The sequence below is a fragment of the uncultured Sphaerochaeta sp. genome, from assembly GCF_963676625.2.
Classification (GTDB): domain Bacteria; phylum Spirochaetota; class Spirochaetia; order Sphaerochaetales; family Sphaerochaetaceae; genus Sphaerochaeta.
Genome location: NZ_CAXXYB010000004.1, coordinates 1,113,904 through 1,139,337, shown reverse-complemented (window position 1 = coordinate 1,139,337; position 25,434 = coordinate 1,113,904). Strand labels below are relative to the sequence as shown.

Genomic DNA, 25,434 nt, shown 5'->3' with positions numbered 1-25,434 from the left:
TACTTGCTCTGCTTTTCCTTAATAATGGTTGCCCTCAGTATTCTTTTCCTTCCAGGGTTCTGAGCCTTGTCCTGCATAAGAGCTCGAATCTCCTCCAAAAACCAGAAGGGTAAGCGTCTCTTTTGAATGATAATTTGCACTCAACTTGGCGATACCTTCCTTCAGTATCCTTTATGAACTATTTACAGTGATATAGGGAATCTTGTTTTTATTCATGTTTCTCACCCATAAAAAATTATGAGATATAAACTATTTTGGTAACCAGATAATTCTTTCCCTTCTGGATCCTGTACCGAATCGAGGGTATCACCGTTTTGCTGTAGATCAGATTGGTATTGGGATTGGCATAAATGAGATTACCTTTTCCCTTGCCTTCCCTGCACACTGCCAAACAGAAGGTTTTTTGATTTCTTGCTTCTGCCTTCTTTCCTCGTTGCATGGTTTCAATTCCGTCCTGCCTGTCATCTACCGAGACGGAAAAACCACTATCATATGCAATGCAATCATACTTACTGTCAATTTCATGCTCGCGTATATGCCCGCTTAAAGTCAGCTTTATTGTGGTCTTTATACGTATTCCTGTTATAGGAGACCAGTGGATTGTCAATATTCCTTGATTGATATGAAAAGAAGAGCTCTCTTTTTTCATGAAAATCTGACCAAGGATTTCAAAAGAAAGTACACTGTCCGGTGCACATTCCTCAACTGTCATCTGAGAACGTCCACAGCTAAATCCAAATACACTTGAGTAACAGAATTTATCATATTTTTCTTCCATATGAGGTTGTTGATGGCAATGCTTTCCCCGCAACATACCTCCTGGTGTAAACAGAATGGCATGTCCCTCGCTTCTCTGAATCAAGATATCCGCATTCGGATGAAAGGTGATTCCCTCCATATCAGGAAGTTCTGCACAAGATTCATTCCAAAATGGATGATCTGGCGGTAGAGCCAAAAAAGCAAAGGCCTTCATGCACCAGTAGGGAGATCCTGGGGCATTATAGTGCTCGGACATATTCAGATTCGGATATCCGTAACCGATGGTAAGAATTCCGGCATGGTCAAAAATAGGTTGTGAAAGCCAATTTGTTACATGTCTGGTTACGATTCCTTTCATGACTGAAAGAGGGAATACCTCTATTCCTGCCACGATGCAAATGGAAAAAAAGGCACACTGTGCAAACCGATAGGTCTGTGATCTTCCATAGGGTATGGCACTGCCATCTGCATCGAACCAGTATATGAAATCACGTCCGAATTCCATTGCTCTTTTCTGAAAGACCAGACACCTTCGAGGATCTTCTTTTTGCATATACATGGAATAAATTACCGAATAAAATTGAAAGGCAAAGGCGATGTAATAATCCTTATGGGCATTCCCTTTCCCATCACGATACCAACCTCCTCCTAAATGGAGAGTTTCGATTACCTCCAGGGCTTCTTGCAGTTTTTTCTCATCATAATCCGCGTTCACATGCTTTAATGCCACATTGACCAGTACCCTGAAGAAATACCAGTTCCCGATAGGGCAGTCATGCCTATTGATTTCTTGTAGCCACTCACAAAGGTTTTGCTGTTCTTGTCTGGACATATGCTCCCAGAGTGCCTCTGGAGCCATCAGCATATTGTAGGCTATTGCTGCCATCTCTACGAATTTTTGATCAAAATCCTGACATTTTCCCCAATATTCTGCACATTCTGGATTGGTTCCTGAAATAATTCCCTTGATATATATATTTTGGAAATTCGTGGGATCTTCAGATTTTTTTCTTGATTCCTGGCTACCTGCCCAATAGGGAGTAAGACCCCACAATGGTCGGATAAAAGCTTCCATCGGTATTGTTCTGTTCGCATAATGTGCAGATGTCGCACCAATGTCCAGATTTGCTTTCTTCTCACTATAATAAGGCTTTAGGGGATTCAGTATCGTAAGCATCATTGTGCGGTAATCATCCCTGTTCTTTGGTGTTCGCCAATCAAATTCCATTATTCGCTACCTTTTCGGTTTTGCAATCAATCATTTTCTTTCATTCTTTCCCTTGTTTTCTTCGATGAATCAATGCAAAAAATATCTGGGCGTTGTGTTGGTTCGCTATCCTTAAACAAATTGAAATGAGCAAATTGATGATTGAAGAGTAAATCCTCATAACAGATTTTTACAGTTAAACCGGGAAGCCAACGTTTCTTGCCTGTCTTGTTCGAAAGGAAATGCCAATTGGTATTTTTCCCACTTAATTTCTTTTTTCAGCTTTCAGTAAAAATGCATGAATCCCCAAAAGCCTACAGATTCTTTTCAACAAAATCAAAACAACCGGCATGCCATGCATGCAGTCCTTCTGGGGTATACTGTTCCATCTTGTCCTCTGATCTGAAGAGTGCATATGCTCTTTTGATTTTTTCTACCTGTTCTTTGGGATCTGCAACCCCACGGTGGCCATTCAAGGGATCTTCAATTCCATTCTCTACAAACATCGGACGTGGTGCGATCAATGAGGCGATATCACTGATATCAGCATATTCCCATAGCTTGGGGACAAAATTGCAGGCACATAGATGGGTGTCCAGAATGCTGTCATAATATCCATGAATATAACCGCTGATGACTGCAAGCTGAATTCTGTCATCCAATGATGCCAACCACAGGGTATGCAATCCTCCACCGGAAAAACCTGCACAACCGATATGATTCATATCCACATAGGGCAAGGTGGCAAGAAAATCCAGCAGTTTTTTATTATCCCATGCAATAAGACCTGCAAGGCTCAGGCCCATTGCCTCTGCTGTCTCTGACAACTTACCGCAGGATGAGGCCAAGGCATTCCATTGATTATTCTCTTTGAAAGCGATGTCTTCACTGGCGACAAGTTCCTGCCTTTCCCCAAAACCGGAAGGATCCGGACAAACGGTGATATACCCACGTTCACAGAACTCTTTTCCATATTGTTCCCGTGGTGATTCCTGGATCTTCTTATGGACCTGTTCATTATTTTGTATACCAGCAACAACTTCTTTATTCGAACCGTGAGCCGGTAGGCAGATAATGGTCTTGCGTTGCTCTCCTTTTTTGATATCATTCGGTATCATCAGATAAAATGGCATTTTTACATACGGTAGTGTTGTGATTTCCATTTTCCGAATAGTGTAGCTGTCCTTTTGGGTTACTGACAGTTCCACTGGCGATAGCGGAGTTTTCTGTTCCTGATCCACCATTTCCAACAAATCCCATCCGAGCAAACTTTGTACGGTTTTCCTGCTCTCTGCTTGCCATTGATAAAATTCTTGCACAGTTTTCGCCTCAAAGTTGAGTTTTTTCTTTTTCCTTTGATAAACATGTTGGAAAAAACTGAGATATGAATATTCTTGCATAATGCTTCTCTCCCCCTATAGTTTTTCATACATGATAGCTACTGGGTAAGGTAATACAGACCACAGTAGTCTTGCTGTACTGCAGTCTGTATTGATACCTTTTTTATTCGGTAGATTATCTATGCGCTATTCTAAAGCAACACTGCCTGGAATAGCCTTCTATTTTGCATAGGAGTCTGCTTGCGTTTGAAGATAGCTCAGGATATCGTCCAGACCTGTTGCTTTTTGCGCTTTGATATAATTTTGGACTGCAACATCGACATTTCCGCCTTCAATGATTCCTGCCAAAAGCAGTTTACCTTGTTCATCGTATAATTGATCACGTTGTGCCAGCTCCGTTTTGATTGGACTGGTATCCGGCCCGAAACCTATAAGGGGAGCCACTATGAAATTATCTTTTGCCAGCCAGGTATTGTTCATGTCAATTGCTTTTTGTGTATTGGATCCTGATGGTTTTTCAAACTGTGTTCGTATGAATGGCCACTTGAACCAGTCAAGATAGGTTGAATTCGAAGAATCCTGACCCTCGGGATAACCAATGGATCCATCAGCTTCCGTTACATAGGTTTTGCCTTCTATTCCATACATGAACATATCATATGCCTTTTCATTCGTATCCAGAAGTTCCAGCAACATCAAGGCCCGTTCAGGATTTGCGGCATTCTTGTTGATTGCAAAAGCATTGTTCAAGGGAGAGTCATATCTGAACTTGCCATCAGGATAAGGTTCAGCCCATCCGAGTTCTGCCCCGCTCACATTAAAGGTTATCCCCTGTACCGCATTCTCATATAACCCAACCCTGCAGAAAGTCTTGCCATTGGCAAATTCCTGGGTGTCTGTTTCAGACAATTCACTTTTGCTGACAAATCCGTCGTTATACCATTTCTGCATCCAGGTAACTGCTTTTTTGAACATCTCCGTTTGTTCGATCGGAATTAGTTTAGTGTCAAAATTATTTGTGAGCATATGGTAATTCATGGTATCCATATTGTATTTGGAATTCAGGATTGCCAGTACATCGCTGTAGGTATTACCTCTTGGAAATCCAGATTCAAAAGTAGTGATATTTGGTATCTTTGCATGGGCTTCTTCCAAAAATGCATCAATATCCTCGATGGTCTGCAAGTTGGAATAATCGACACCATATTTGTCAGCTAAATCTTTACGGAAAAGCAAAATTGGTTTGGATGATTTTTTTTGCAACCAGGGAAGGGTGACCATCTGTCCATCGATGCTGCATATATTTGCTACACCGGCATCTTTGTATGTTTTGTAAAGTGTGGGGGCATATTGTGCCAGCAAATCGTTGAGGTTCAAAAATGCACCTTTGTTTGCCATTTTATTATAAAGCATCCAGTCTGCTACAAAGCATCCCTCAAAGTCATCCCCACCGGCTACAAGGGATGTCATCTTATCTTCATAGTCACCAAAAGAAACATAATTGAATTTAATCTTATCGATATTCAATTCTGATTTATATTCTTTGCAGAAAGCCGCCAATACCTGGTCTTGCGCAGAGCGTTTATCGCCGCAAGACCAAAAAGTCAATGTGACAGGTTTCAGATTTGTGGCCGACGAGGTAGCCGTACCAGTAGAGGTTGTCGCCTCCGAGGTGGTTGAACCCGAGGAACCGCAACTTGTAAGGACCATTGCCGCCATAACCATTGCAGCAATGATAGTAATCATTTTCTTACCCACTCTTTTTTTCATTACCATTTTCTCCTTTTCTATTATATTTCCTACCCTGTCATCGAAGTGGTTGGTTTTTGAATCCAAACTCATAAAACCTCCTATTGCGTTTTCGAATTTCAGGGCAAATATAGTACATCCTGCAACATATCAGGGAATTTTCTTCATCCTTTGACTGCCCCTACCATAATCCCTTTTACAAAATATTTTTGTACAAAGAGATAAACTATTAGGATAGGACCTATCGTGACAATGCATGTTGCCATTTTAATTGCTTCACTTGGCATATTCTTCATCACCTCACTGACGACGTTTACATTGGAGGAGGAACTCAAGAATTGTAGGTTGGAAGTAATTGTCCTGAGCAACAATTGCAAGGGTTGTTTATCTGGATCGTCAATCAACATGATGCCCAGCCACCAATCATTCCAGTAATTCAAGCTAATAAAAAGTGTAATCGTAGCAAGAACGGGTTTTGACAATGGAGTGATGATCTGGAAAAAAATCCTGTATTCCGAGGCCCCATCGATTTTAGCTGCTTCAACCATCGCAATGGGAATGCTTCTGTAATAATTCCTGACAAGAAAGATGTACCAGGCATTTGCCAGATAGGGTAGGATCAACGCCCAGATGCTATCTGTCAGATGCAGGAAACGACGGCAAACGATAAACCAGGGAACCATTCCACCAGAAAACAACATGGTGAAGAGGACTATGAAATTCAATATGCTATGATATTTAACTCTATCTTGAGAAATAGGATATGCTGCCATTGAAGTAACAAGTAGACTGAGTAAGGTACCTATGACCGTAACGGTAATGGTAATCTTGTAACCTGAGGCAATTCTTCCGAAATCATTGAACAGGATCGTATAGGCAGAGATATCAATATGTTTCGGCCATAGTCCATATCCCATTGAGGCAATTTCACTTTCCGATGTCAAGGATCCTGCAAGAACTAGCCAAAAGGGCAAAATGCATAGGAGGCCAAACAGCGATAGGATGATTACAATTGGAAGATTCTCCCAAGGAAGTTTATTTTTTTTCATATTCCCTCATTTTTGCACTCTTACTTATTTGTGGATGCGATTTTCTGGTTGAAGCAATGGTATTCCCTCAAATTCCCTTGAATCAGAACAAAGCACCTTCTGGATTATACTTTCGGGCCAGTTTATTCATTAACAACAAAATTGAAGTTGACAATATTGACTGATAGAATCCTGCGGCAGAAGCCATTCCGACATCACCATTCAAACGAAGGCTTCTGTATATGAATGTATCCAGAACATCCGTTGTTCTGTATAACTGGGCATTGTCCCCGATCATTGCATAGAACATTCCGAAATCTGCATTCATGATCTTTCCGCAATTTAACAAGAGCAAGGTGATGATTGTCGGTGCTATCAACGGTATACTGACATATCGGATTCTCTGCCATCTCGTTGCCCCATTGATTTCTGCCACCTCATAGAAGGTGGAATCAATGGATCCCAATGCTGCAATATACATGACCATTCCATAACCGGCCATTTTCCAGATCCTGAAGATAACCAGGATTACGATCCACATTGATGCATTGCTGTACCAATTGACTGGATCCAAGCCAAATACCGAGAGTAAATTATTCAAGCTCCCATGCTCATAATTAAATAGATTATACGAAAAAAGCCCTACAACGATCCATGAGATGAAATAGGGCAAGAATATCGAAAACTGAGCAACATTCTTGAATTTCTTATTATGCAGTTCCGCAAACAGCAAGGCACATCCTACTTCTATAACCAGTTCAAATAAAATAAAAAGGAGATTCAGCCCCACTGTATTTCTTGTTGCCCTTAGAGCGGAGCCTGTAGAAAATAGATATTTGAAATTACCATAGATGGGTTTTATGAAAGGGCTGCCCAGGATACCTTCCCTAAAATTGAAATCCTTGAAAGCTGTCAACAGTCCGAACATCGGAAGATAATTGAACAAGAACAAAACTATTGCTGCAGGAATAAACATACTATAAAGAGTTGAGTTCTTATGCATTTCATAAAGGAATCCCTTGAAGCCCGTAAAATGCTGATTGATGGTTCCGATCTTGATGTTTTTGTTTTTCATACTATATCCGCCTACGGTTTTACTATAGGTCGCCCTTTTGGGGTCGTAAACTTTGAAGACAGTGGAATTACTTTGAATATTGTCAAATACAGTAGGGATATTGGCTATAAAAACTATACTTTTCCTGCAAAAACAATGAAATTTGGGTTCTGTTTATGTAAAAAATAGAAGATTATTGCTATATGGTCATATACTGAAAATATGAAAAAAAAGAAGAAGGCCAGTAAAACATATTTCAAGAAAATGATCTTCTTATATACTTTTCTGATTGCTTTTACATCAGTTATATTGACCTTATATTTTTACAAGGAATATTCAGGAGTTGTCCAAAGAAATTACTACGATGATAGTATCAATGAATTGAAAAAAGATATGCTGGCATTTCGCGATCTGGAAAATGAAGCACATCAAATATATACAACGATCAATATCGATTCTGAAGCCAATAGATTTATTTCATTGACACAATTCAATCCAACTACGCACTACAGGACCTATTTGGACCTGAAAAAAATCATGATGATCAATCCCTATGTGTATGCCATCGGATTGAGCAATATCTTGACGGAAGATACTATATTCTGTGGGAAGGATACATTGAATCTTGAAGAGGGGAAGCAGAAACTTCTCGACGGTAAAGGCCCTCTTGTCTATACTACTGAACTTACGGGTATTGATGATGGAAAGAAAGCATTGGTCTTCGCCTATCCTTTCTATGCGATGACCTATAACGATGCTCCCAATGGTGTCTTTATCGTTATGGACCAGGCTTATATTTCTGAACATATTTTAGGTCCCTATAGTTGTGAACAGGTTATTGCCGACCGTAACAACAATATTTTGTTGCATATCCAAGATGAAAAGATTTCTGATGATCAATCCTATCTCAATGCATCATTGGCTTGGATTGATGGGGAAAACCAGGATACAGGCAGCCATATTTTTACTTTCAATCATACCAAATATATCTGTTCTTTTGCCAAAGAGACTGCAAGTGGGAGAAAATATCTAAGTTTAACGACGTATGACAGGTTGCTTTCCTCCATGACACAGAGGCGCAATATTTTCTTGTCAATTTCTATATCAATAATGTTTCTCAGTCTTCTTCTGCAATTTTTCATTTCCAGAAAACTTTACCAACCGATCAAAACCATCACGACCGAATTGGGTAATTCAAAGTTCAATACCAATGAGGCAGTGACCACCACCAATGAATTCGAAATGATTCACCATTTTTATACGATGGCAATGGATGAAATCAATCATCTGGAACAGGAAAAAGCAATTTTGGCTTGCAAGCAAAAAAACGAACTGTTGAGGGATCTTATCTTGAATTCAGGGGAAAACTCCGAAACACTGGAAAAACTGGAAAAGGGTGAATATCATATCCCCTTTGAAGGCATGTTCCTGTTTTCTGTTGTCATTGATAAAAGTTTGGATAACAGTCTGTTTTTCCCGCTTGTACGTGCTAGGATCCAGCAACTGATGAATGATTCCTTGACACCTGCATTTTATCTTGAAAATATTTCGCTAAGGGTAAATGAGGTGGTAGGTTTGATCAATGCACAGGATACTTCAAATGTTGTCACGTTTGATATACTTGTAAAGGCATTGGAAAAGATCAAGGAAGAAATTCTCGGGGAATATCCGATTTCCCTTACTATTGGTCTCGACGGAATATTCGCTTCTGCAAAAGATTGCAATAAGATTTACCAGCGTGTAAAAGAACTGCAGAATAATCGTTTTGTCATGGGAGACAATCAGATTATTTATCCAAAACGCGTAATGGAATTGTTTGAGAATCCGATTACATATCCCGATAAAATCATTACGGAAATCGTACAATCCATTATTAGGAATAACCAACCGGATTTTGAAGAAAAACTGGATGCTTTTATCGAAACTCTGCGTCAATATACATATAAGACAGCCTCTCTGCTTTTTGCAAGGCTTTATCTTGATGTTCTCTCTTCCATGCAAAATACAGGAAGTCATGTAGAAAATGACTATCTTGAAGGTTGGATTTCCCTACCCGGTACTTTGGAAGAAGGCCGTTCTGTTATGTTTAATCTGTTCAAAGGTTACCAGAAACGTGTTTATGAAGTTGAGAAAATGAAGGGCAACAAGCATTATCAGAACGTTAAGGAAAGTGAAGCCTATGTAATGGCTCATTACACGGATTTGAATTTGAATGTTGATGTGTTGGCAGATAGATATCGTTATTCATCCAGTTATTTTGCACGTATTTTTAAATCTATCAATGGATTGTATATCAATGATTATATTCGGCAGGTACGAATAATGAAAGCGAAGGAACTGCTCCAAAATAGTGACCTGACCATTAATGAAATTGCTGTAGCTACTGGTTTTACCACATCCAACTATTTTTATTCCATATTCAAGAAGGAAACTGGATTGACACCTGCTACCTATCGAAATGTCACCTAGTGCAGAGTTGAATACTATCCGTACAAGGATACGGATGAGGCAGCAGGAAAAAGAAAAAAGTCTTGAAGGGTTTCATAAAATAAACCTGAAAATAAAATCAATGATGATTACTGTATCTCAGCCTCAATATGATACTTGCTCTGCTTCTTGATGTTCCTGAGTTCCTTCTTGTTTGCTTTATCCCATTGACTGCGAGTTATGAGGGCTACCTGTTCTACCGGCCTGCCTCCTATGAACTGGACTATTGCACACTCAGTCTCTTCTGATCCTGTGGCATTGGGATAATTGATGAAGCCGTGCACTGTTTTTTTGGCTTCAAGATATTTTACTGGGGTATCGGCGGAGGCAAGGGCATCGGCATAGAGCATACCGTCATCATGGAGTGGGTCGTATTCTGCCCCGATGATCAAGGTCGGGGGTAATCTGGAATGGTCTTTTCCCAAAAGAGGAGAGAAATTTGGATTCAAGATATCCTTGGGTTCCTTCTGGTAATTATTGATAAAGAAGGCCATATCCTTGTCCGTGAGTGTCGGGGAATCCTTGTATTTGGTATAGCTATCAGTTCTCATTCTTCCGTCGGTTACCGGATATAGCAGAATCTGTCCGGCAATGGGAGGGCCTTTGCGGTCCCTGGCCAACTTGCTTACAACTGCTGCAAGATTGCCTCCGGCACTATCGCCCACCAAAAATATCCTGTCCGGGTCAGTTTTCCAGTAACGACAACCTGCGGCAGCCCAGATAAGGGTATCGTAGCAATCCTCGACAGCCGTGGGGAATTTATATTTCGGGGCCAAGCGGTAATCGACAGAAAGGACCGCAGCTTGGGTTATGTCGGCCAGTCGGGCACAGAAGAAGTTGTAAAGGGCCATATTTCCCCATACCCAACCTCCTCCATGGTAGAAAATGATGAGAGGAGTAAGATCCGATAGGTCCCTCTTTCCTCGCTGCTCAAAATAATAGCCGGTGACAACTCCATCGGTGACTGGAATGATAAAAGTCTTGCTATCGATATTTGAGGCTTTCTTGCCAAGAAGCCTTCTCATGATTGCATTGTTGGGAATCGAAATATCGTTAATCTCTTGGATGCGTTTCGGTGTCAGTTCGTCAGGGTCGTTTGGAGAAACTCTTTCGATAAGTGCCACCAGTCGTTTCATCTTTGGAGATAAATCATAATTATCCATACTATGTATCGTAGTATAACACTGTAGGGCGTGCAAGCAATTACCCCTCAGAATCTGATATTTCGAATGTCCAGGTACAATTCTGGTTAGAAAAATTGCTTAGCGCAGAGATAGTGCCTGTCTGGGAGAAACTGCGAATTGGCAAACAAAATCAGGATAAAAACTTCTAACTGATTTAATTATAGTCAGTTGGTGACAAATATGTGAAATCCATATATCCATTTCTGACCAAGCATTGAATTTTTATGCATGATTTGCATATGACTCTTCTTTATGATTGTAAAATTCGGAACATCAGGCATACAATATTTCCCATGACAATCAAACAGACCTTGGCCCATACTTCCATTGCCCGAAAAATCTGGGTAATCATGTTCTTGATCAGTCTGTCTACCCTGTCGGTGGTTATTTTCATCTCATCGCGGTTATCCTCACGCGTCATCATCGACCAGGCAAAGAAGGCTTCCAGCAAGAATCTGTATTATATTTCCGAGAAGCTTGATATGACCTTCCAGGACATTGAGACGTTTTCCAAGATGGCCATCGCGGACTCTTCGCTCCAGGAAGAATTGTTTTTTTCCGATCAGGAAGCAGACGAGGTAAACTATTATAACAAGAACAATACCATTTCAGGAATCCTGCGTACGTTCGTAAAACCCCGGACGGACATTGAATCCATGAGCATCCTGGATTTCAACAGTGGCTCTGTGTATTCCACCATCAATACATCTGCATTGACTGAGTTGCCTGCCGAGAAGATCGAGGAGATCAAGAATAGCCTGAATCCCGGTAATTTGGTTGTTTGGGGAGATCCCCGGACACAAGTATCCCCAAATGCCGGTACTCAGGAAATTTATACTGTTCCTATTTTCATGAAAATTTACAATGGATATTCAGGAGCTCCCCTGGGTCTCTTGGAAAGCGATATTCCCCTCTATCTCTTTTCTGAGTCCTTTACGGAGAATGATACGTCAAAGTCAGCGGAACTGTATATTCTTGACAAGAACGGAACGATCCTGGCCAACCGAGATCCCCAAAAAATTCTTGGGAAATTCAGCAAAGAGGAAGTAGCCTTTTGCTTGGCCTCGATTGGGGCTCCACAAATAATGCATAATACATCTCTTTATGAAGCAAGGACGTATGCTGCTTCGAAGTGGTTGCTTGTCAGTATTGTTTCCCTGAATGACTTGGTTTCGGTTTCCCATCCCTTGATAATGCGTTTGTTGTTACTGGGAGTATTGTCCTTGTTCATTACCCTGATTGTTTCCTATTATCTTTCCAACAGCATTACAAAACCCCTAAGGGTGATGGAACAGTCGATGAGTGGCTTCAAGGATCCTGTTTCCCTCCAACATGTACCGGTTATCGGTACTGATGAAGTTGGCCGTCTTGCAACTGTCTACAATGAGATGATTGATAGGATAGCTATGTCAATCGAGCAAAATAATGCCGAGCAGAAACAGATTCGCCAATATGAGATTTCCTTGTTGCAGGCGCAGATCAATCCTCATTTTCTCAACAACATCCTGGAAAATATCAGTGGGCTGGTCGAACTTGGAAGACAAGAGGAATCCCTTTCCCTGATTATGGATACAGCTTCTTTTTATCGTTCTGTCCTTTCCGGGGGCGAAGTAATGGTCACTGTTGCACGGGAACTGGAAATTGCCAATCTATATTTGAGAATACAGAATGTGCGATATGACAATCGCATTCATTTTCATATAGATGTCAAGGATTCGATCAAGGATGCCCCTATCGTGAAATTGACTATCCAACCGTTATTGGAAAATGCCATAGCCCATGGATTGAAGAAAAAGGAAGGGGATTGGTTCATTGCCATTGATGGAGAACCTGACGGAAGTGATGTTGTATTGACCATCAAGGACAATGGGGTGGGTATGGATGACCAGACCCTTTGGATGATATTGGAAAAAGACAGTAATTCTTCTTGGAATACAAGGAAGAAAGTGGGGGTATATGCCACTGACCAACGGCTCAAACTTGCCTTTGGGGAATGGTATGGGCTTTCCTATGTTTCCGAGCAAAATGTCGGGACCTGTGTTACGATCAGACTTCCCGGGGAGTGTACTATTGATGAATGAACAACCTGCTACTGACATCTCGATTCTCATAGTGGATGATGAAACCATCATTCGTCAAAGAATTGCCTTGCACCTACAGAGAGCAGGGTATTCTATCGTTGGCTTTGCAAAGGATGGAAGGGAAGCTTCCCAGCTTTTGATCTCGCTTCAACCGGATATTGTCATTACGGATATCGCCATGCCCTTTGTCTCGGGAATTGAACTTCTCAAACAAGCCAGGGAAGAGGGAAATACAGCCAAATTTATTTTTATCACTGGATACAATGAGTTTGATTTTGCCCTCACTGCACTGAAAAACAAAGCTACCGACTACCTGCTCAAACCCATTGATCCTTCCCAGTTGATCAAGGCCGCCGAACGAGCCTGCAAGGAGATTGCCTTTGAACGAAAACAGCAGAACCTGGCCAGTGCTTATGCAAATCTCAAGGAATCCGCAGCACTCTATCGGTTTCTTTCAGGAGAGGATCTTTCGCAGCTCTTCTCTTCCCAGCTTTCCGCTATCTTGCAGCATCCACAAACCTATCGGCTTCTTCTAGCCTATGGGACAGAACCCCTGGAACCTGTCTCGCCCTTGCATTACCTCTTGCCAAATGGTCTTCATCTCGTATTTTTGAAAGCTGGTACGACGGATTTGATGAATCGTTTTCCCAGGGATCAATGGTATCTTGCCTTGGGAAAACCCTTGTCCGATGTAGAACAACTACGCAGCAATTTTCCTTTGTTGCGAAGAACCTTGCTACAACGATTCTTTACGCCCGAAGTGCACGTATACTATCAGGAGAATTACAGGGAGGCCCTATCGGTATCTGCTGATTTTTCCGAAGAAAATAGGGAATTGATCCGGCAGCAACAATATTTCCGATTGCGCGAGTTACTTGCAAAGGAAGTGAGGGCAATTGATAATCCGCTTGCCTTGGAATCATATACTGCTGATATGGCTTTGTTGTTTGGGGAGTTTTCCCCTGATGCGCAACGATTTCCCTGGAAAGCCTATTCTCCCTTGTGGATCCTGGAACGTTTTACGAGCCTTTCCCAATACATCGAGTATCTCCAGAATGTAGCCTCTTCCTTGTTTCCCGAGACCGAGGATACCAGTTTGCCCCTGGTTGAGCGTGTTCGATCCTTCTTGCTTGCCAACTATCCTCAGCCACAGCTGAATCTGGAGACAATTGGGTTGCAGGTGTTTGCCCATCCCAATTACGTGAGTACCCGGTTCAAGGAAGAAACCGGCAGTACGGTCATCGAATATCTTACTTCTCTCAGGCTCGAGCAAGCAAAAGCGCTTTTGCAGACTACCCAATTATCCTGCAAGCAGATAGCTCTGTCCGTAGGTTTTTTGGATTCCGGGTACTTCAGTAAATGTTTCAAGAAACAATACGGGTATTCGCCCAAGAACTTCCAGGATCCGTCCAACTGAGAATATTCCCGATAGGTCCTTAATTTCCTCTATAGCTGGTTGCATTTTCTTTCAGTACAATGAACCATCCATAGGAGGATACGAACATGAAACGACGGTTTTTGCCAGTTCTCGTGCTTGCTCTGCTATTTCCTTCCTTTTTGTTTGCGCAGGGAGGAAAAGAGGCCGGATCAGTCCCTGCTTCCCAAAAGGATGTGACTGTTTCCATTATGTCCACATGGTCCGGGGACTCTCCCGGAAGTGTCATTTTCCGAAACAAACTTTCCGAAATTGATGCAGCAGACAATGGAATCAAGGTCGATCAGGAAATGATAGGGGATGAGACATCTTACTACAATAAGTTGCGCACCCGTTTTGCTACCGGTGAGTTTCCCAACATTTTTGAAGATTTTGGTGGGGCTCGCTCCTATGATTACGTCAAGAGTGGTGTATTGGTCGATCTTAGGCCTTACCTTGATGCAGACCCCCAGTGGGCCAATGATTTTATGAATGTCATTGAAGATTGGGAATATTCCGATTATCCCGGTTCTGTATATGGTGTTCCCACAGCTTTTTATGTAGTCGGTATTTTCTATAACAAGGCTATTTTTGCAAAACTTGGTCTTGAACCTCCCAAAACCATTGAAGAGTTCACGGCTGTTTGCGACAAATTACTTGCTGCAGGGTATATCCCGATGCCTCTCGGTGAGAAAGACAGCTACCGTGCCGGACACCTCCTGAATAATCTGGTATTGAAGGCCTACGGTTCTGAAGCCGTAACTGCCTTGGGAAACAGGACGCTTGCCTATGATGATCCCAAGATGATCAGATTGTACAAGATGATCTCCGATTTCAATAAAAAGGGTTATTTCGGGCCAAATGCAATCAATAAAGACAACAGTATGGCTCGTACCGATTTCCATGCAGGAAAGTCAGCCATGCAATTTGATGGCACTTGGTATCTTGGCACCGCAGCAAAATGCGCGATTGCCGATGATATGGGATTCATTCCCTTTCCGACGATTGATCCTGCTTTTGCCGGTTCCTGGCAGGGGGGGAACAATGGTGGCCTGTCAGTTGTGAATACCGGGGATAAGCAAGCGATCGACAAAGCTGTCCAGGTAGTGAAGGCCTTGACCAACAGCGAGTTTGCCAAAGCGCAGCAAGCTGTCAACGGAGGAGGGATCTATCCCGTGAAATTTACTTCCGATACCTCAAAGGTTTCTGCCATCTCCATCGAAGTCTCCAAGGCTTTGGATACGTCCAAGGAATTCAGGACTGACATCCAGAACTACGATATCAATACCAAGATGCTGGAAACTGTTCGCATGGCTTTGCAAGGGTTGTTTGTCGGCAAGACCCCTGAGCAATGCGCCCAGGAGATCATGACAGTAGTGAATGCCGGAAACTAAAAGACACGTTCATTTATAGTAATTCATCAAGGGGACGGATTATCCGTTCCCTTGGGTAGTATGACGGGCATGTCATCATTCTTGGGTGAAATTCCCAAGGGGCGTAGTTGCCGACGAACCCGATAGCGACTTGCAAGTTTCACGCCGCGAGGTGTGGGAGGGAAGAAGCAATAGCGAAATCGTGGCCCGACGGACAGAAACCTGATAGTAGGCAGGTGGAGGGGACAAGCTGGCTACTATCAGTGAATCCCAAAGGCAATGTGACCTTCATCTGTAAATCAGGCGGGTAAACGAGGAAAGAGTGATGACTTATCCCGCGAGGTCTCCACAGCGTACGAGGCTGCAACATCGCTTATGACGACGTAGTAACAACGAATGTGGAGAAGTCAGCAGAGGCCGTAGTAGCGACCGGGGAAACGGACGCAAAGGGCCGAACAATCAAACGCCTTTCGAAAGGGAAAGGTCCATCCGCAAATCCGAACGGCGAGAGCCTACCAGTGATGATGCGGGTGAGAAAGGAACGAATGAGAGAGGAAGACAGGTCAAGACCGAACACGAGACTGTGCGAGCAACTGATTTCCCTTGCGAACATCCAGCAAGCGATGAGGAAGGTGATGCAGAACAAGGGTTCTGCGGGAATCGACGGGATGGAAGTGACTGAACTTCCATCCTACCTTGAAGCCAACTGGGCCTTGATTCGCGAGCGGATTGTCACTCGGACGTACAAACCCAAACCGGTGCTCCGACGGGAAATACCCAAGGACAACGGGGGCGTGCGTCTGCTGGGGATACCGACGGCAGTGGACCGGGTAATCCAGCAGGCCCTGGTGCAGGTTCTGACCCCGGTGTTCGAACCGACATTCAGCGACTTCAGCTTCGGGTTCAGGCCCGGCAGGAGCGCCGAGGATGCGGTCCGACTCGCCCAGACCTACATGTCCGAAGGGTACAAGCACGTGGTTGACTTGGACCTGTCCAAGTTCTTTGACACGGTCGACCATGACATCCTCATGGGACTAATCGACAAGCACATGGACGACAAGGACGTGAGGAGGCTCATCTACGTATATCTGAAAAGCGGAGTGATGACCAACGGGAGCATGATGGCAACAGCACTGGGTACCCCGCAGGGGGGCCCGTTGTCGCCCCTGCTGTCGAACGTCTATCTCACCCCCTACGACAGGGAACTGGAGAAGCGGGGACTGCGGTTTGTGAGGTACGCCGATGACTGCAACATATTCACCAAGAGCAAGATGTCATCCTACCGGGTGAGGGACAGCGCGAAAAGCTATCTGGAGCGGAAGCTGAAACTGAAAGTGAACATGGAGAAGACGGAGGCAAGGAGGGCCGTAGGTTCGACCTTCCTCGGATTCACATTCCGGACATACGGCGAGAGAGGAAAACTTGGGAGGACCGTTCCCCACGAGAAAAAGCTGAAGAAACTTGAGGACCGGATACGGCTGGTCACGAAGCGCAACCGCGGAGTGAGCATCTGGACGGTCATTGGGGAGCTCAACAGCATCCTGAGGGGTTGGGTTGGGTACTTTGCAAGAAGTGCCATCAAGGAATACCTCAAGGGCCTGATGGAGTGGATTCGGAGGCGCATACGCCAGTATCTATGGAAACAGTGGAAGTCCGGGAATAACCGGAAACACCGCATCAGGCAACTGGGAGCGGAAGAGTGGAAGCTGAAGAAATGGACACTTGCCAGCAGGTCGTACTGGAAGATGGCAAAATCCATGAACTATCTCATCAGCAATGAGAGCCTTCATGAGCATTACCGACTGGTGGATATTCTGGGTTATTACAAGAAGCTCCATACTGTGCGTATGGAGCAAGATGGGATTGTGCTGGATTTCCGGTACAATAGTCTGTTTGGTTGAACCGCCGTATGCCGAACGGCACGTACGGTGGTGTGAGAGGTTGGGGCTTAGTGGCCCCCGCCTACTCGATCATGTACACAAAAGAAGGAGGGCACGATGATTGTCGGGAATAAAAAGCAAAAAGGTTGGTATCTCGTATTCCTGGCTCCGGGGGTTCTCCTGTTCCTTTTTCTGGTAATGGTTCCCATCGGTGAGTCAGTAATCCAATCTTTCTATACCTGGAATGGCATATCCATTTCTCCCATGAAATTCGTTGGCTGGGATAACTACCGGGCGTTGGCAAAGGACCAAAGTTTTTGGAACTCGTTGCAAAATGTCGGTTGGTTTCTTATTGGGGGATTTGTGGTTCTCATGCCACTTTCCTTTATCCTGGCCATCATCATCAATAAAAGCTTTCGTTTGAAGAAGTTTTTCAAGGCCACCTATTTCCTTCCGGTGGTTCTTCCTACGGCGGCAGTAGGCCTCATGTGGGTTTATATGCTGTTTCCCGAAAGTGGAGTGGTTCCCTTGTTCTTGAAGTTTTTCCATATTTCATCCCCGAACTTTCTCGGAGATCCAAAGTGGACGGCCAAATCCATCGTGCTGGTCAATGAATGGATTTATGCAGGGCTTAATATGCTGATCTTTTCCGCTGGTCTGGTCTCCATTCCCGAGAGCCTGTATGAGTCTGCACGAATAGACGGTGCAAGTGGCTGGGAACAGATAAAATATATTACCTTGCCTCTGATGAATGCCTATTTCAGGATTTTCTCCGTCCTGTGCGTCACTGGATGCATAATGGAATTCAATCTGGTCTTTGTCATGACAGGGGGAGGTCCTTCCCATGCCTCGGAGATGCCGGCAACCTTGTTGTACAACGAAGCCTTCAAATACCGTAATTTCGGAGTCGGAAATGCCATAGGCGTTTTCCTGTTGGTATCTGGTGTCACCCTGAGTCTCCTTACGAATAAGTTGTTGTCAAGGAAGGAGGACTAGGATGAAAGGTGTACGTAAAGAAAAATCGTATTGGATCTTGTTGATATTTGCCTGTCTATGGGCTTTTGCCACCCTGTATCCTTTTGTGATTGCGGTGTTCTCTTCCTTGAAGGACAATGATGGAATATTAGGGGATATGCTCAAGGTTCCTACCCATCCTCTCTGGAGTAATTATATCAAGGCGCTTGTCGGTGCCAGAATTGACAGGAGTATTTTCAATTCGCTTATCGTCGCTGTTTTCTCGACTATGGGAATCTTGTTGTTTTCCAGCATGATCGCCTTTGTCCTGGCACGAACGGATTTCAAGTTCAACAAGGCAATCTTTGCGTTGTTCCTCATGGGCATCGTGCTTCCCATCTATGCAACGCTCATTCCACTTGCCAAGATGGTAACCCATATTCCTTTCATGAAAAGCAATAGTTTCAGTACCCTGATCTTGCTTTACATTGCCTTTAATTTGCCAACTTCCATATTCATACTGACCGGATATATGAAGGGGATCAGCAAGGAATTGGAAGAAGCGGCAATCATAGACGGATGTTCTGTTCCTGTCTTGTTTTTCCATATCCTGCTTCCCATAAGTGTCCCGGCAATTTCGACAGCAGGTATCCTGGCTTTCTTGCATTGTTACAACGAGATGACCTTTGCCCTGGTTTTCTTGAGTGACAGGGCCAAATATACCATTTCCCTTGGGATGCTCTATTTTTCCGGGGAGAAAACTGTTGATATGGGCCCTATGTTCGCGGGAATCGTCCTTGCAACAATTCCCATGGTTGTTATCTATATGTTGTTCCAGGAACAAATACAGGCCGGTATGGTCGCCGGTGCAGTGAAAGAATAAACGTAATATTTTTTGGGTCTCTTGGGAGAATCCCGTATAGAAAGAGTTGTTTCATAAGGAGTGCAGTATGCTGAAGGACACAAAGGCTCAATGGTTCAAGGATGCAAAATACGGTCTATTCATCCATTGGGGATTATATGCGATTCTTGCCGGGGAATATCAGGGTAAGGAAACCCGCAACATCGCGGAATGGATCATGAACCATATGGATATTCCCGTTGCCGAATACGAAAAACTTGCCTCCCAGTTTGATCCGAAGGCCTTCAATGCCGACGCTGTTGTCAAGAAAGCGAAGGAATGGGGAATGAAATATGTCGTTTTTACGGCAAAGCATCATGAAGGTTTTGCAATGTATCATTCTGAGTGCAACCCCTATAATATTGTCGATGCAACTCCTTGCAAGCGCGACATTGTCAGTGAATTGAAAAAAGCTTGTGACAAGTATGACCTGAAATTGGGACTCTACTATTCCCAGGCCCAGGATTGGGATGATCCAAATGGTTTATCTGCCGGGCACGATAATTCCCAAAAGGATTTTGATATCTACCTGGATAACAAGTGCATACCGCAACTGAAGGAATTACTGACAACCTATGGGGATATTTCCATGATCTGGTTCGATACCCCTTTGACGATGACCGAACAACAGAGCAATAGGCTTGTACAGGTGGTTCGCGAATTGCAACCCGATTGTCTGGTAAGTGGTCGTATCGGGAACAACCTTGGTGATTATCTGTCCACTAACGATAATTTCATCCCCTTGCTTCCGTATGATGGTGACTGGGAAGTACCGGCGACACTCAATGAAACCTGGGGATTCAAAAAGAGTGACCACGATTGGAAGAGCCCAGAGGAAATCTTGAATTTGTTGTTGAAAATCAATGGAAGAGGCGGAAATTACCTGCTCAATGTTGGTCCTGATGCAAATGGCAATATTCCACAAGCTTCCATCGATATCCTGGATACCGTCGCAAAATATGTCAATGCCAATGCCGAGAGCATCTACGGTACCCATGCCCTAGGGTTCTATCCCTATGAATTGTCCTGGGCGCTTTTCACCACCAAGGAACACCGTCTTTTCATACATATTATCAAGGAGATGAAGCGTTTTTATCTCTTGTCCATTGCAGCGAATATAGTGAAGGCCTATATCCTGGAGACAAAGGAAGAGGTTCGTTTTGTACAGAAAAAGACCAGCGAGAATGAAAATTTCTGGGAGTTCTTTCCTCCTGCCAAATATTATGGAACCAAGCGTTTTGTCATTTGTGTCGAGACTGCTGAAAAACAGGTAGCCTTCGAGAGTCTTCCCCATTGGGAATTCCATTTTTAGGAATGGGGGAATAAACGATGGATCTTCACTCGTTGGATCGTGATATCTTGCAAAGGTTTTTACGGTATGTAGCAGTGGATACCATGAGCGATAGCTCTTCATTGTCTCATCCTTCCACCGAAGGGCAATGGGAATTGCTTCGGTTGCTCGAAAAGGAATTGAAGGAAGATCTGAAAATTGTTGATGTACAAATGCACGAAAAGGGAATCCTTATTGCAAGGATTCCGGCTACCTGCAGTTGTACAGCTCCTGTCATTGCCCTGATGGCCCATGTGGATACGTCCAGTGCAGTAATGGGTAACCAGGTCAAACCAAGGGTGATCGAAAGCTATGAGGGTGGGGATATCCGTCTCAATGCTTCCTGCATTCTCACTAAGAAGGACAACCCGGAACTTTGCCTCTACACAGGTCAGACTCTTGTAGTAACCGATGGGACTACCTTGTTGGGGGGAGATGACAAGGCCGGTATTGCCGAGATCCTGGCAGTGGCCAATCTTTTGGTACACGATCCTTCCATTATTCATGGTCCGATTGAATTGTATTTTACTCCGGATGAGGAAATTGATCGTGGCATGAACTATTTCCCCTATGACAAGATTGCTTGCGATTGGTGTTATACGGTAGATGGTGAGAAGCGGGATTGCATCGATACCGAGTGTTTCAATGCCGCAGCCGTACAGGTTACCGTCAAGGGTATAAGTTATCATCTTGGAGCAGGAAGAGGGCGTATGGTCAATGCAGTCACTATTGTAGGAGCCATGATCAATGCGTTGCCCCAGGCTGAGAGCCCGGAGGCAACCGATGGGCGCTATGGTTACTATTGCCCCTTGAAGATAGGGGGGACCGCTGAACAGGCCCAGCTTGATATTTTTCTTCGGGATTTTGATTTGCAGCAACTTGATCGACGTATTGCCGCCATACAGGATTTGGCAAAGGTGTTGGAAGCTATGTACCCGGGATCAAGCATCAGTTTGGATACGGCATATCAATACTATAATTTTGCAGAGGAATCCCGAAAGGTTCCCCAAGCCGTAAAAACCCTTTTCAAGGCCGGAGAGCAATTGGGGCTGGACTTGAAGGAGACCGTAATTCGTGGAGGAACAGATGGCTCCTGGATGGCTCAGGCGCATCATGTTCCCTGCCCGAATATATTTACCGGGGGATACAACCGGCATTCTGTCTATGAATGGGTTGCCCTTCGGGCAATGGAAGACAGTGTTCGTTTGATGGTCAGGCTTCTCGAGCTGGCAGTGGAATAATATCGAAATGGAAAAAGGTTTGGGCAAAGATTTTCTTTGCCCAGTTTTTTTATGTTTGCGACGGGTACCACCCAGAGAGGAATCCACCGGTTGTATATACCTTTCCCCCTTTGCCAAGATACTTTTCAAGTCGGAGTTTGAGCGTAGAACCTGGGTTTTGTGGAGCCAAGGGGCCCAATACCCGTTCAAATATCTGAGGCTGTGCATGAAGTGTGGGAAACTTTAAGAAACGCTGCATGAATTGGCAAATATTTCCTTCTGGCGGAAGAAATCCGGCAAGATTGGGATCGAGCAACCAAGAGTCACAAATGACTCCACAAAAGTGGGTATTTTGTTCCTTGGAGAATGCCCTTGCTTGTTCTATCGATTCAGCGACGACAGAGGGGGTAAGGGAAGGTCCTTCGGGAATATGGAGGGCGAGAATAGGGGAATGGGGAACGACCAAGGGTTTCAGACTGGATTTGCAAAAGGATTCTCTTTCTTGCTTGAGGGTTCCCTGTGCCAAGTCAATTGGGTTTGCCCAAATTGTTGTGGGATCTTCCTTTCTGAAGGTGCGGTATTTTTCTTCAGTAATTCCGTTGGTTCCGCAAATATGGCCTTCCAGATTGACCGGTATACCGTGTTCGGCCAGACAGACAAAATCCTGTTTGTCGGTAGACCAATACAGAGAATAGGGAAATTCGAAGGTTTGTATCTCATATTGCAACCTTCCCAATTGGAACAGATGTGCACAAAAGTGGTGCATAAGCCAACGGTTTCGGTCGCATCCATAGGCTCTGTCATGGTTCCTGCCATATACGGCGACCCATCGTCCTACATCACAAAAGGTGTCGAGGAGTATCTGTCTTGATACTTTTTTTTGTTCAAATAGTTTCACTGATTCAGGCAGTACATATGCCATGAATATCAAAGGGAATAAATCCTGTAGGGAAGCATCAACCAACGCACATTCCTTTTGGATGTAGGCCTGGGCTTTTTTCTCATTTTGTTCTTCGATTGCCTGTTTCCCTTCAGCAAGAAGGGCTTCAACCGGAACATTATCCTGTAATTGAAGAGAGATCTCTGCCAAACATTGCATTAGATTCTGGGGAATGTTTGTCAGGGTCCCAAAGGTTTTCCAATCTATTGCATGCATTTGAATATCCTTTTGCCCGATAGTGTATCACATCCTTGGCTTACCCTGTAAAGGCCTGAGGGAGCATGAAACTTCTGATGATTTTCATTGAAGAGAATTGATGTGATTGCTATACTTTTGCATATGGAAAACACGGTAAAAGTTCTCAATGGTGAAAAATTCGGATATGGGTTCATTGCTGATTCTTTTCTTCCTGAGGGAATGGATGAGTATTATCTGAGGAACAGGCAGGTACAAGCCAGTTCCCGGCAATGGAGGCATTTGACCGAAGGGGAAATTGCGCTTCTTTTAAAGAATCTCAATAGTTGCCAGAACTGGAACGATCTTTTGGTTTCCGATCCCTTTGACCCTTCCTTGATAAAGAATTCAGAATTCTTTGGATTGGTAAGGCTGGGGCGAATGGAGAGAAAAGTAGTGAGTTTCCATGATTTTGCCGTTCCCATAGGGATAAGCAATAGCCGGCTTGTATCCTGCGATATCGGGGATGACTGTGCAATTCTCGACTGTTCCTACCTGAGCCATTATATTATTGACAAGCATGTAATTCTTTACCGGATAGGGGAGATGCTTGCCACCAATCATGCAAAATTCGGCAATGGTATTGTCAAGGACGGAGAGGATCCCGAGGTAAGGGTGACCATTGATATCATGAACGAGGCAGGGGGCAGGGCAATCTATCCTTTCTCCGGTATTCGTTGTTCCGATGCCTGGTTGTGGGGTACCTACCGTGATGATGCTGCTCTTATGGAATGCTTTTCCAGGATGGCCGATAACGAAAGCGACAAGAGCCGTGGGTGGTATGGCTATGTCGGACAGCAATCGGTAATCAAGTCCTGCGATACCATCAAGGATGTCTGGGTCGGGGAAGGTTCCTATATCAAGGGTGCAAACAAGTTGAAGAACCTTACGCTTCGTTCCACCTTGGAGGAGCCTGTCCAGCTAGGGGAAGGCATAGAACTGGTTAACGGGATCATCGGAGCTGGAAGTCGTGTTTTCTATGGATGCAAGGCAATTCGTTTTGTCATGGGAGATAATTGCAACCTGAAGTATGGGGCCCGGCTCATCCATTCCATCCTGGGTGACAACTCAACAGTCAGTTGTTGCGAGATGCTCAGCAATCTTGTGTTTCCCGGGCATGAGCAACACCATAATAACTCGTTTCTCATTGCCAGTCTCATCAAGGGACAATCCAATATGGCAGCAGGGGCAAACATAGGGTCCAATCATAACAGCAGGGGCAATGATGGAGAATTGGTTGCCGGCCGAGGTTTTTGGCCTGCTCTGTCCAGTACGCTCAAATATGATTGCCGATTTGCCAGTTATGTCCTGATAGCCAAGGGAAATTATCCGTATGAGATGAATATTCCTCTTCCGTTCAGCCTCTTGAGTGCAAATAACAAGGAAGACCGAAGGGTGCTCATGCCAGCCTACTGGTGGATGTATAACCTCTATGCCCTGGAACGGAACAGCTACAAGTATCGTAAACGGGATAAGCGCAAGGTCATTCGCCAGCATATCGAGACTGATTATCTTGCCCCTGATACAGCGCAGGAAATACTTTTGGCCCGCAGGCTCCTGCAAAAATGGGTAGCCCAGAGCTGGAACAGACGTGCCTGTGATGATCGCACCTATTCAAGGGAACAGTTGGAGGGACAGGGAAAGTCCTTGTTGGAGGAACAGAGTTCCTTGCTTGCAACTTTGAAAGTGACAGCGCCTTCCTTGGAGAATGGCTCAAAACCAATGGAAATACTCAAGGTACGGGAAGCGTATCGTTCGTATACCGATATGTTGCTTTTCTATGGAGCGAAATCTATTGGCGAATGGTGTTGTCAGCAATCAATCAAGGTTTCAGATTTCCAGCAAGAGAGTACCGAAGGATATGGGACCTGGTTGAATCTGGGAGGACAACTGGTCCCTGAGTTCAAGGTTGAGGCGCTCAAGGAGCTTCTCAAGAAAGGTTTACTGACCAGCTGGACTGCGGTCCATCAGATGTATGAGACTTGGTTCTTATCGTATAACAAGGATAAGGCACTCAATGGATTTTTGGTTCTGAAAGAGGTATTGGGCCTCACAGTTCTTGATCAAGAGACCTGGGAGGGCCTGGTAGCCAAGGTAATCGAGACGAGATCGTACATTGAGGAACAAGTGTTCAAGACCAAGGAAAAGGATTTCAGCAATACCTTCCGAGAGAGCACCTATCGTAGTCATGCCGAGCGTGATGCGGTATTGGGTTGCCTCAATGACAATCCGTTTGTCCTTGAATCGAAGCAGATAAGCCAGCAGTTGATTGAGCAAGTCAAGTCAGTGGTATTCTGAC

The 25,434-nt window shown here is 44.2% G+C and carries 17 protein-coding genes; 10 read left to right on the top strand and 7 right to left on the bottom strand.

Annotation, left to right across the window (positions count from 1 at the left end; genetic code table 11):
* Positions 1-235 precede the first annotated feature (235 nt).
* From ACHZBG_RS08245 to ACHZBG_RS08225, 5 genes are all read right to left on the bottom strand, one after another.
* Entirely contained in the window at positions 236-1,987 is a 1,752-nt protein-coding gene (locus ACHZBG_RS08245; protein ID WP_320128971.1) for a DUF2264 domain-containing protein, read from the bottom strand.
* A 293-nt stretch (positions 1,988-2,280) separates the two neighbouring features.
* Positions 2,281-3,366, bottom strand: a complete 1,086-nt coding sequence (locus ACHZBG_RS08240; RefSeq protein ID WP_320128970.1) for an alpha/beta hydrolase family protein — start codon at positions 3,364-3,366, stop codon at positions 2,281-2,283.
* A gap of 159 nt (positions 3,367-3,525) precedes the next feature.
* Positions 3,526-5,148: an extracellular solute-binding protein gene (locus tag ACHZBG_RS08235; RefSeq protein ID WP_320128969.1), complete on the bottom strand. Its 1,623-nt coding sequence runs from the start codon at positions 5,146-5,148 to the stop codon at positions 3,526-3,528.
* Positions 5,149-5,219: 71 nt separating this feature from the next.
* On the bottom strand, positions 5,220-6,104 hold the full coding sequence (locus tag ACHZBG_RS08230; RefSeq protein ID WP_320128968.1) for a carbohydrate ABC transporter permease: 885 nt from the start codon (positions 6,102-6,104) through the stop codon (positions 5,220-5,222).
* 82 nt (positions 6,105-6,186) lie between these two features.
* On the bottom strand, positions 6,187-7,158 hold the full coding sequence (locus ACHZBG_RS08225) for an ABC transporter permease subunit (protein WP_320128967.1): 972 nt from the start codon (positions 7,156-7,158) through the stop codon (positions 6,187-6,189).
* 201 nt (positions 7,159-7,359) lie between these two features.
* Here ACHZBG_RS08225 and ACHZBG_RS08220 point away from each other — a divergent pair, with 201 nt between their 5' ends.
* The gene (locus tag ACHZBG_RS08220; RefSeq protein ID WP_320128966.1) at positions 7,360-9,606 is read left to right on the top strand and encodes a helix-turn-helix transcriptional regulator; all 2,247 of its coding nucleotides are present in this window, start codon (positions 7,360-7,362) and stop codon (positions 9,604-9,606) included.
* Positions 9,607-9,713: 107 nt separating this feature from the next.
* Here the strand turns inward: ACHZBG_RS08220 and ACHZBG_RS08215 are convergent, their stop codons facing one another.
* Entirely contained in the window at positions 9,714-10,787 is a 1,074-nt protein-coding gene (locus tag ACHZBG_RS08215) for an alpha/beta hydrolase (protein ID WP_320128965.1), read from the bottom strand.
* 314 nt (positions 10,788-11,101) lie between these two features.
* Between ACHZBG_RS08215 and ACHZBG_RS08210 the strand changes: the two genes are divergently transcribed.
* The 8 genes from ACHZBG_RS08210 (at position 11,102) to pepT (ending at position 21,982) form a co-directional block, all read left to right on the top strand.
* Complete coding sequence (locus tag ACHZBG_RS08210) at positions 11,102-12,889, top strand: sensor histidine kinase (protein ID WP_320128964.1); 1,788 nt, start codon at positions 11,102-11,104, stop codon at positions 12,887-12,889.
* Positions 12,882-14,306 (top strand): response regulator, encoded by a 1,425-nt coding sequence (locus ACHZBG_RS08205; protein WP_320128963.1) that lies wholly within the window; start codon positions 12,882-12,884, stop codon positions 14,304-14,306. The genes ACHZBG_RS08210 and ACHZBG_RS08205 overlap by 8 nt, the downstream gene beginning before the upstream one ends.
* Before the next feature lie 86 nt (positions 14,307-14,392).
* Positions 14,393-15,697: an extracellular solute-binding protein gene (locus tag ACHZBG_RS08200; protein ID WP_320128962.1), complete on the top strand. Its 1,305-nt coding sequence runs from the start codon at positions 14,393-14,395 to the stop codon at positions 15,695-15,697.
* A gap of 377 nt (positions 15,698-16,074) precedes the next feature.
* The gene (gene ltrA, locus ACHZBG_RS08195) at positions 16,075-17,577 is read left to right on the top strand and encodes a group II intron reverse transcriptase/maturase (protein ID WP_320128961.1); all 1,503 of its coding nucleotides are present in this window, start codon (positions 16,075-16,077) and stop codon (positions 17,575-17,577) included.
* Between the two features lie 96 nt (positions 17,578-17,673).
* The gene (locus ACHZBG_RS08190) at positions 17,674-18,552 is read left to right on the top strand and encodes a sugar ABC transporter permease (protein WP_320128960.1); all 879 of its coding nucleotides are present in this window, start codon (positions 17,674-17,676) and stop codon (positions 18,550-18,552) included.
* A gap of 1 nt (position 18,553) precedes the next feature.
* Positions 18,554-19,393, top strand: a complete 840-nt coding sequence (locus tag ACHZBG_RS08185) for a carbohydrate ABC transporter permease (RefSeq protein WP_320128959.1) — start codon at positions 18,554-18,556, stop codon at positions 19,391-19,393.
* Positions 19,394-19,460: 67 nt separating this feature from the next.
* The gene (locus tag ACHZBG_RS08180) at positions 19,461-20,723 is read left to right on the top strand and encodes an alpha-L-fucosidase (RefSeq protein WP_320128958.1); all 1,263 of its coding nucleotides are present in this window, start codon (positions 19,461-19,463) and stop codon (positions 20,721-20,723) included.
* 17 nt (positions 20,724-20,740) lie between these two features.
* A complete protein-coding gene (pepT, locus tag ACHZBG_RS08175; protein ID WP_320128957.1) occupies positions 20,741-21,982 on the top strand; it encodes a peptidase T in 1,242 nt (413 codons plus the stop codon).
* A 49-nt stretch (positions 21,983-22,031) separates the two neighbouring features.
* Here pepT and ACHZBG_RS08170 read toward each other — a convergent pair whose 3' ends face one another.
* The gene (locus ACHZBG_RS08170) at positions 22,032-23,117 is read right to left on the bottom strand and encodes an acyltransferase domain-containing protein (RefSeq protein WP_320128956.1); all 1,086 of its coding nucleotides are present in this window, start codon (positions 23,115-23,117) and stop codon (positions 22,032-22,034) included.
* Positions 23,118-23,240: 123 nt separating this feature from the next.
* On the opposite strand from ACHZBG_RS08170, the gene ACHZBG_RS08165 reads away from it, so the two are divergent.
* Positions 23,241-25,433, top strand: coding sequence for a DUF4954 family protein (locus ACHZBG_RS08165; protein WP_320128955.1), 2,193 nt, complete (start codon positions 23,241-23,243; stop codon positions 25,431-25,433).
* Position 25,434 lies beyond the last annotated feature (1 nt).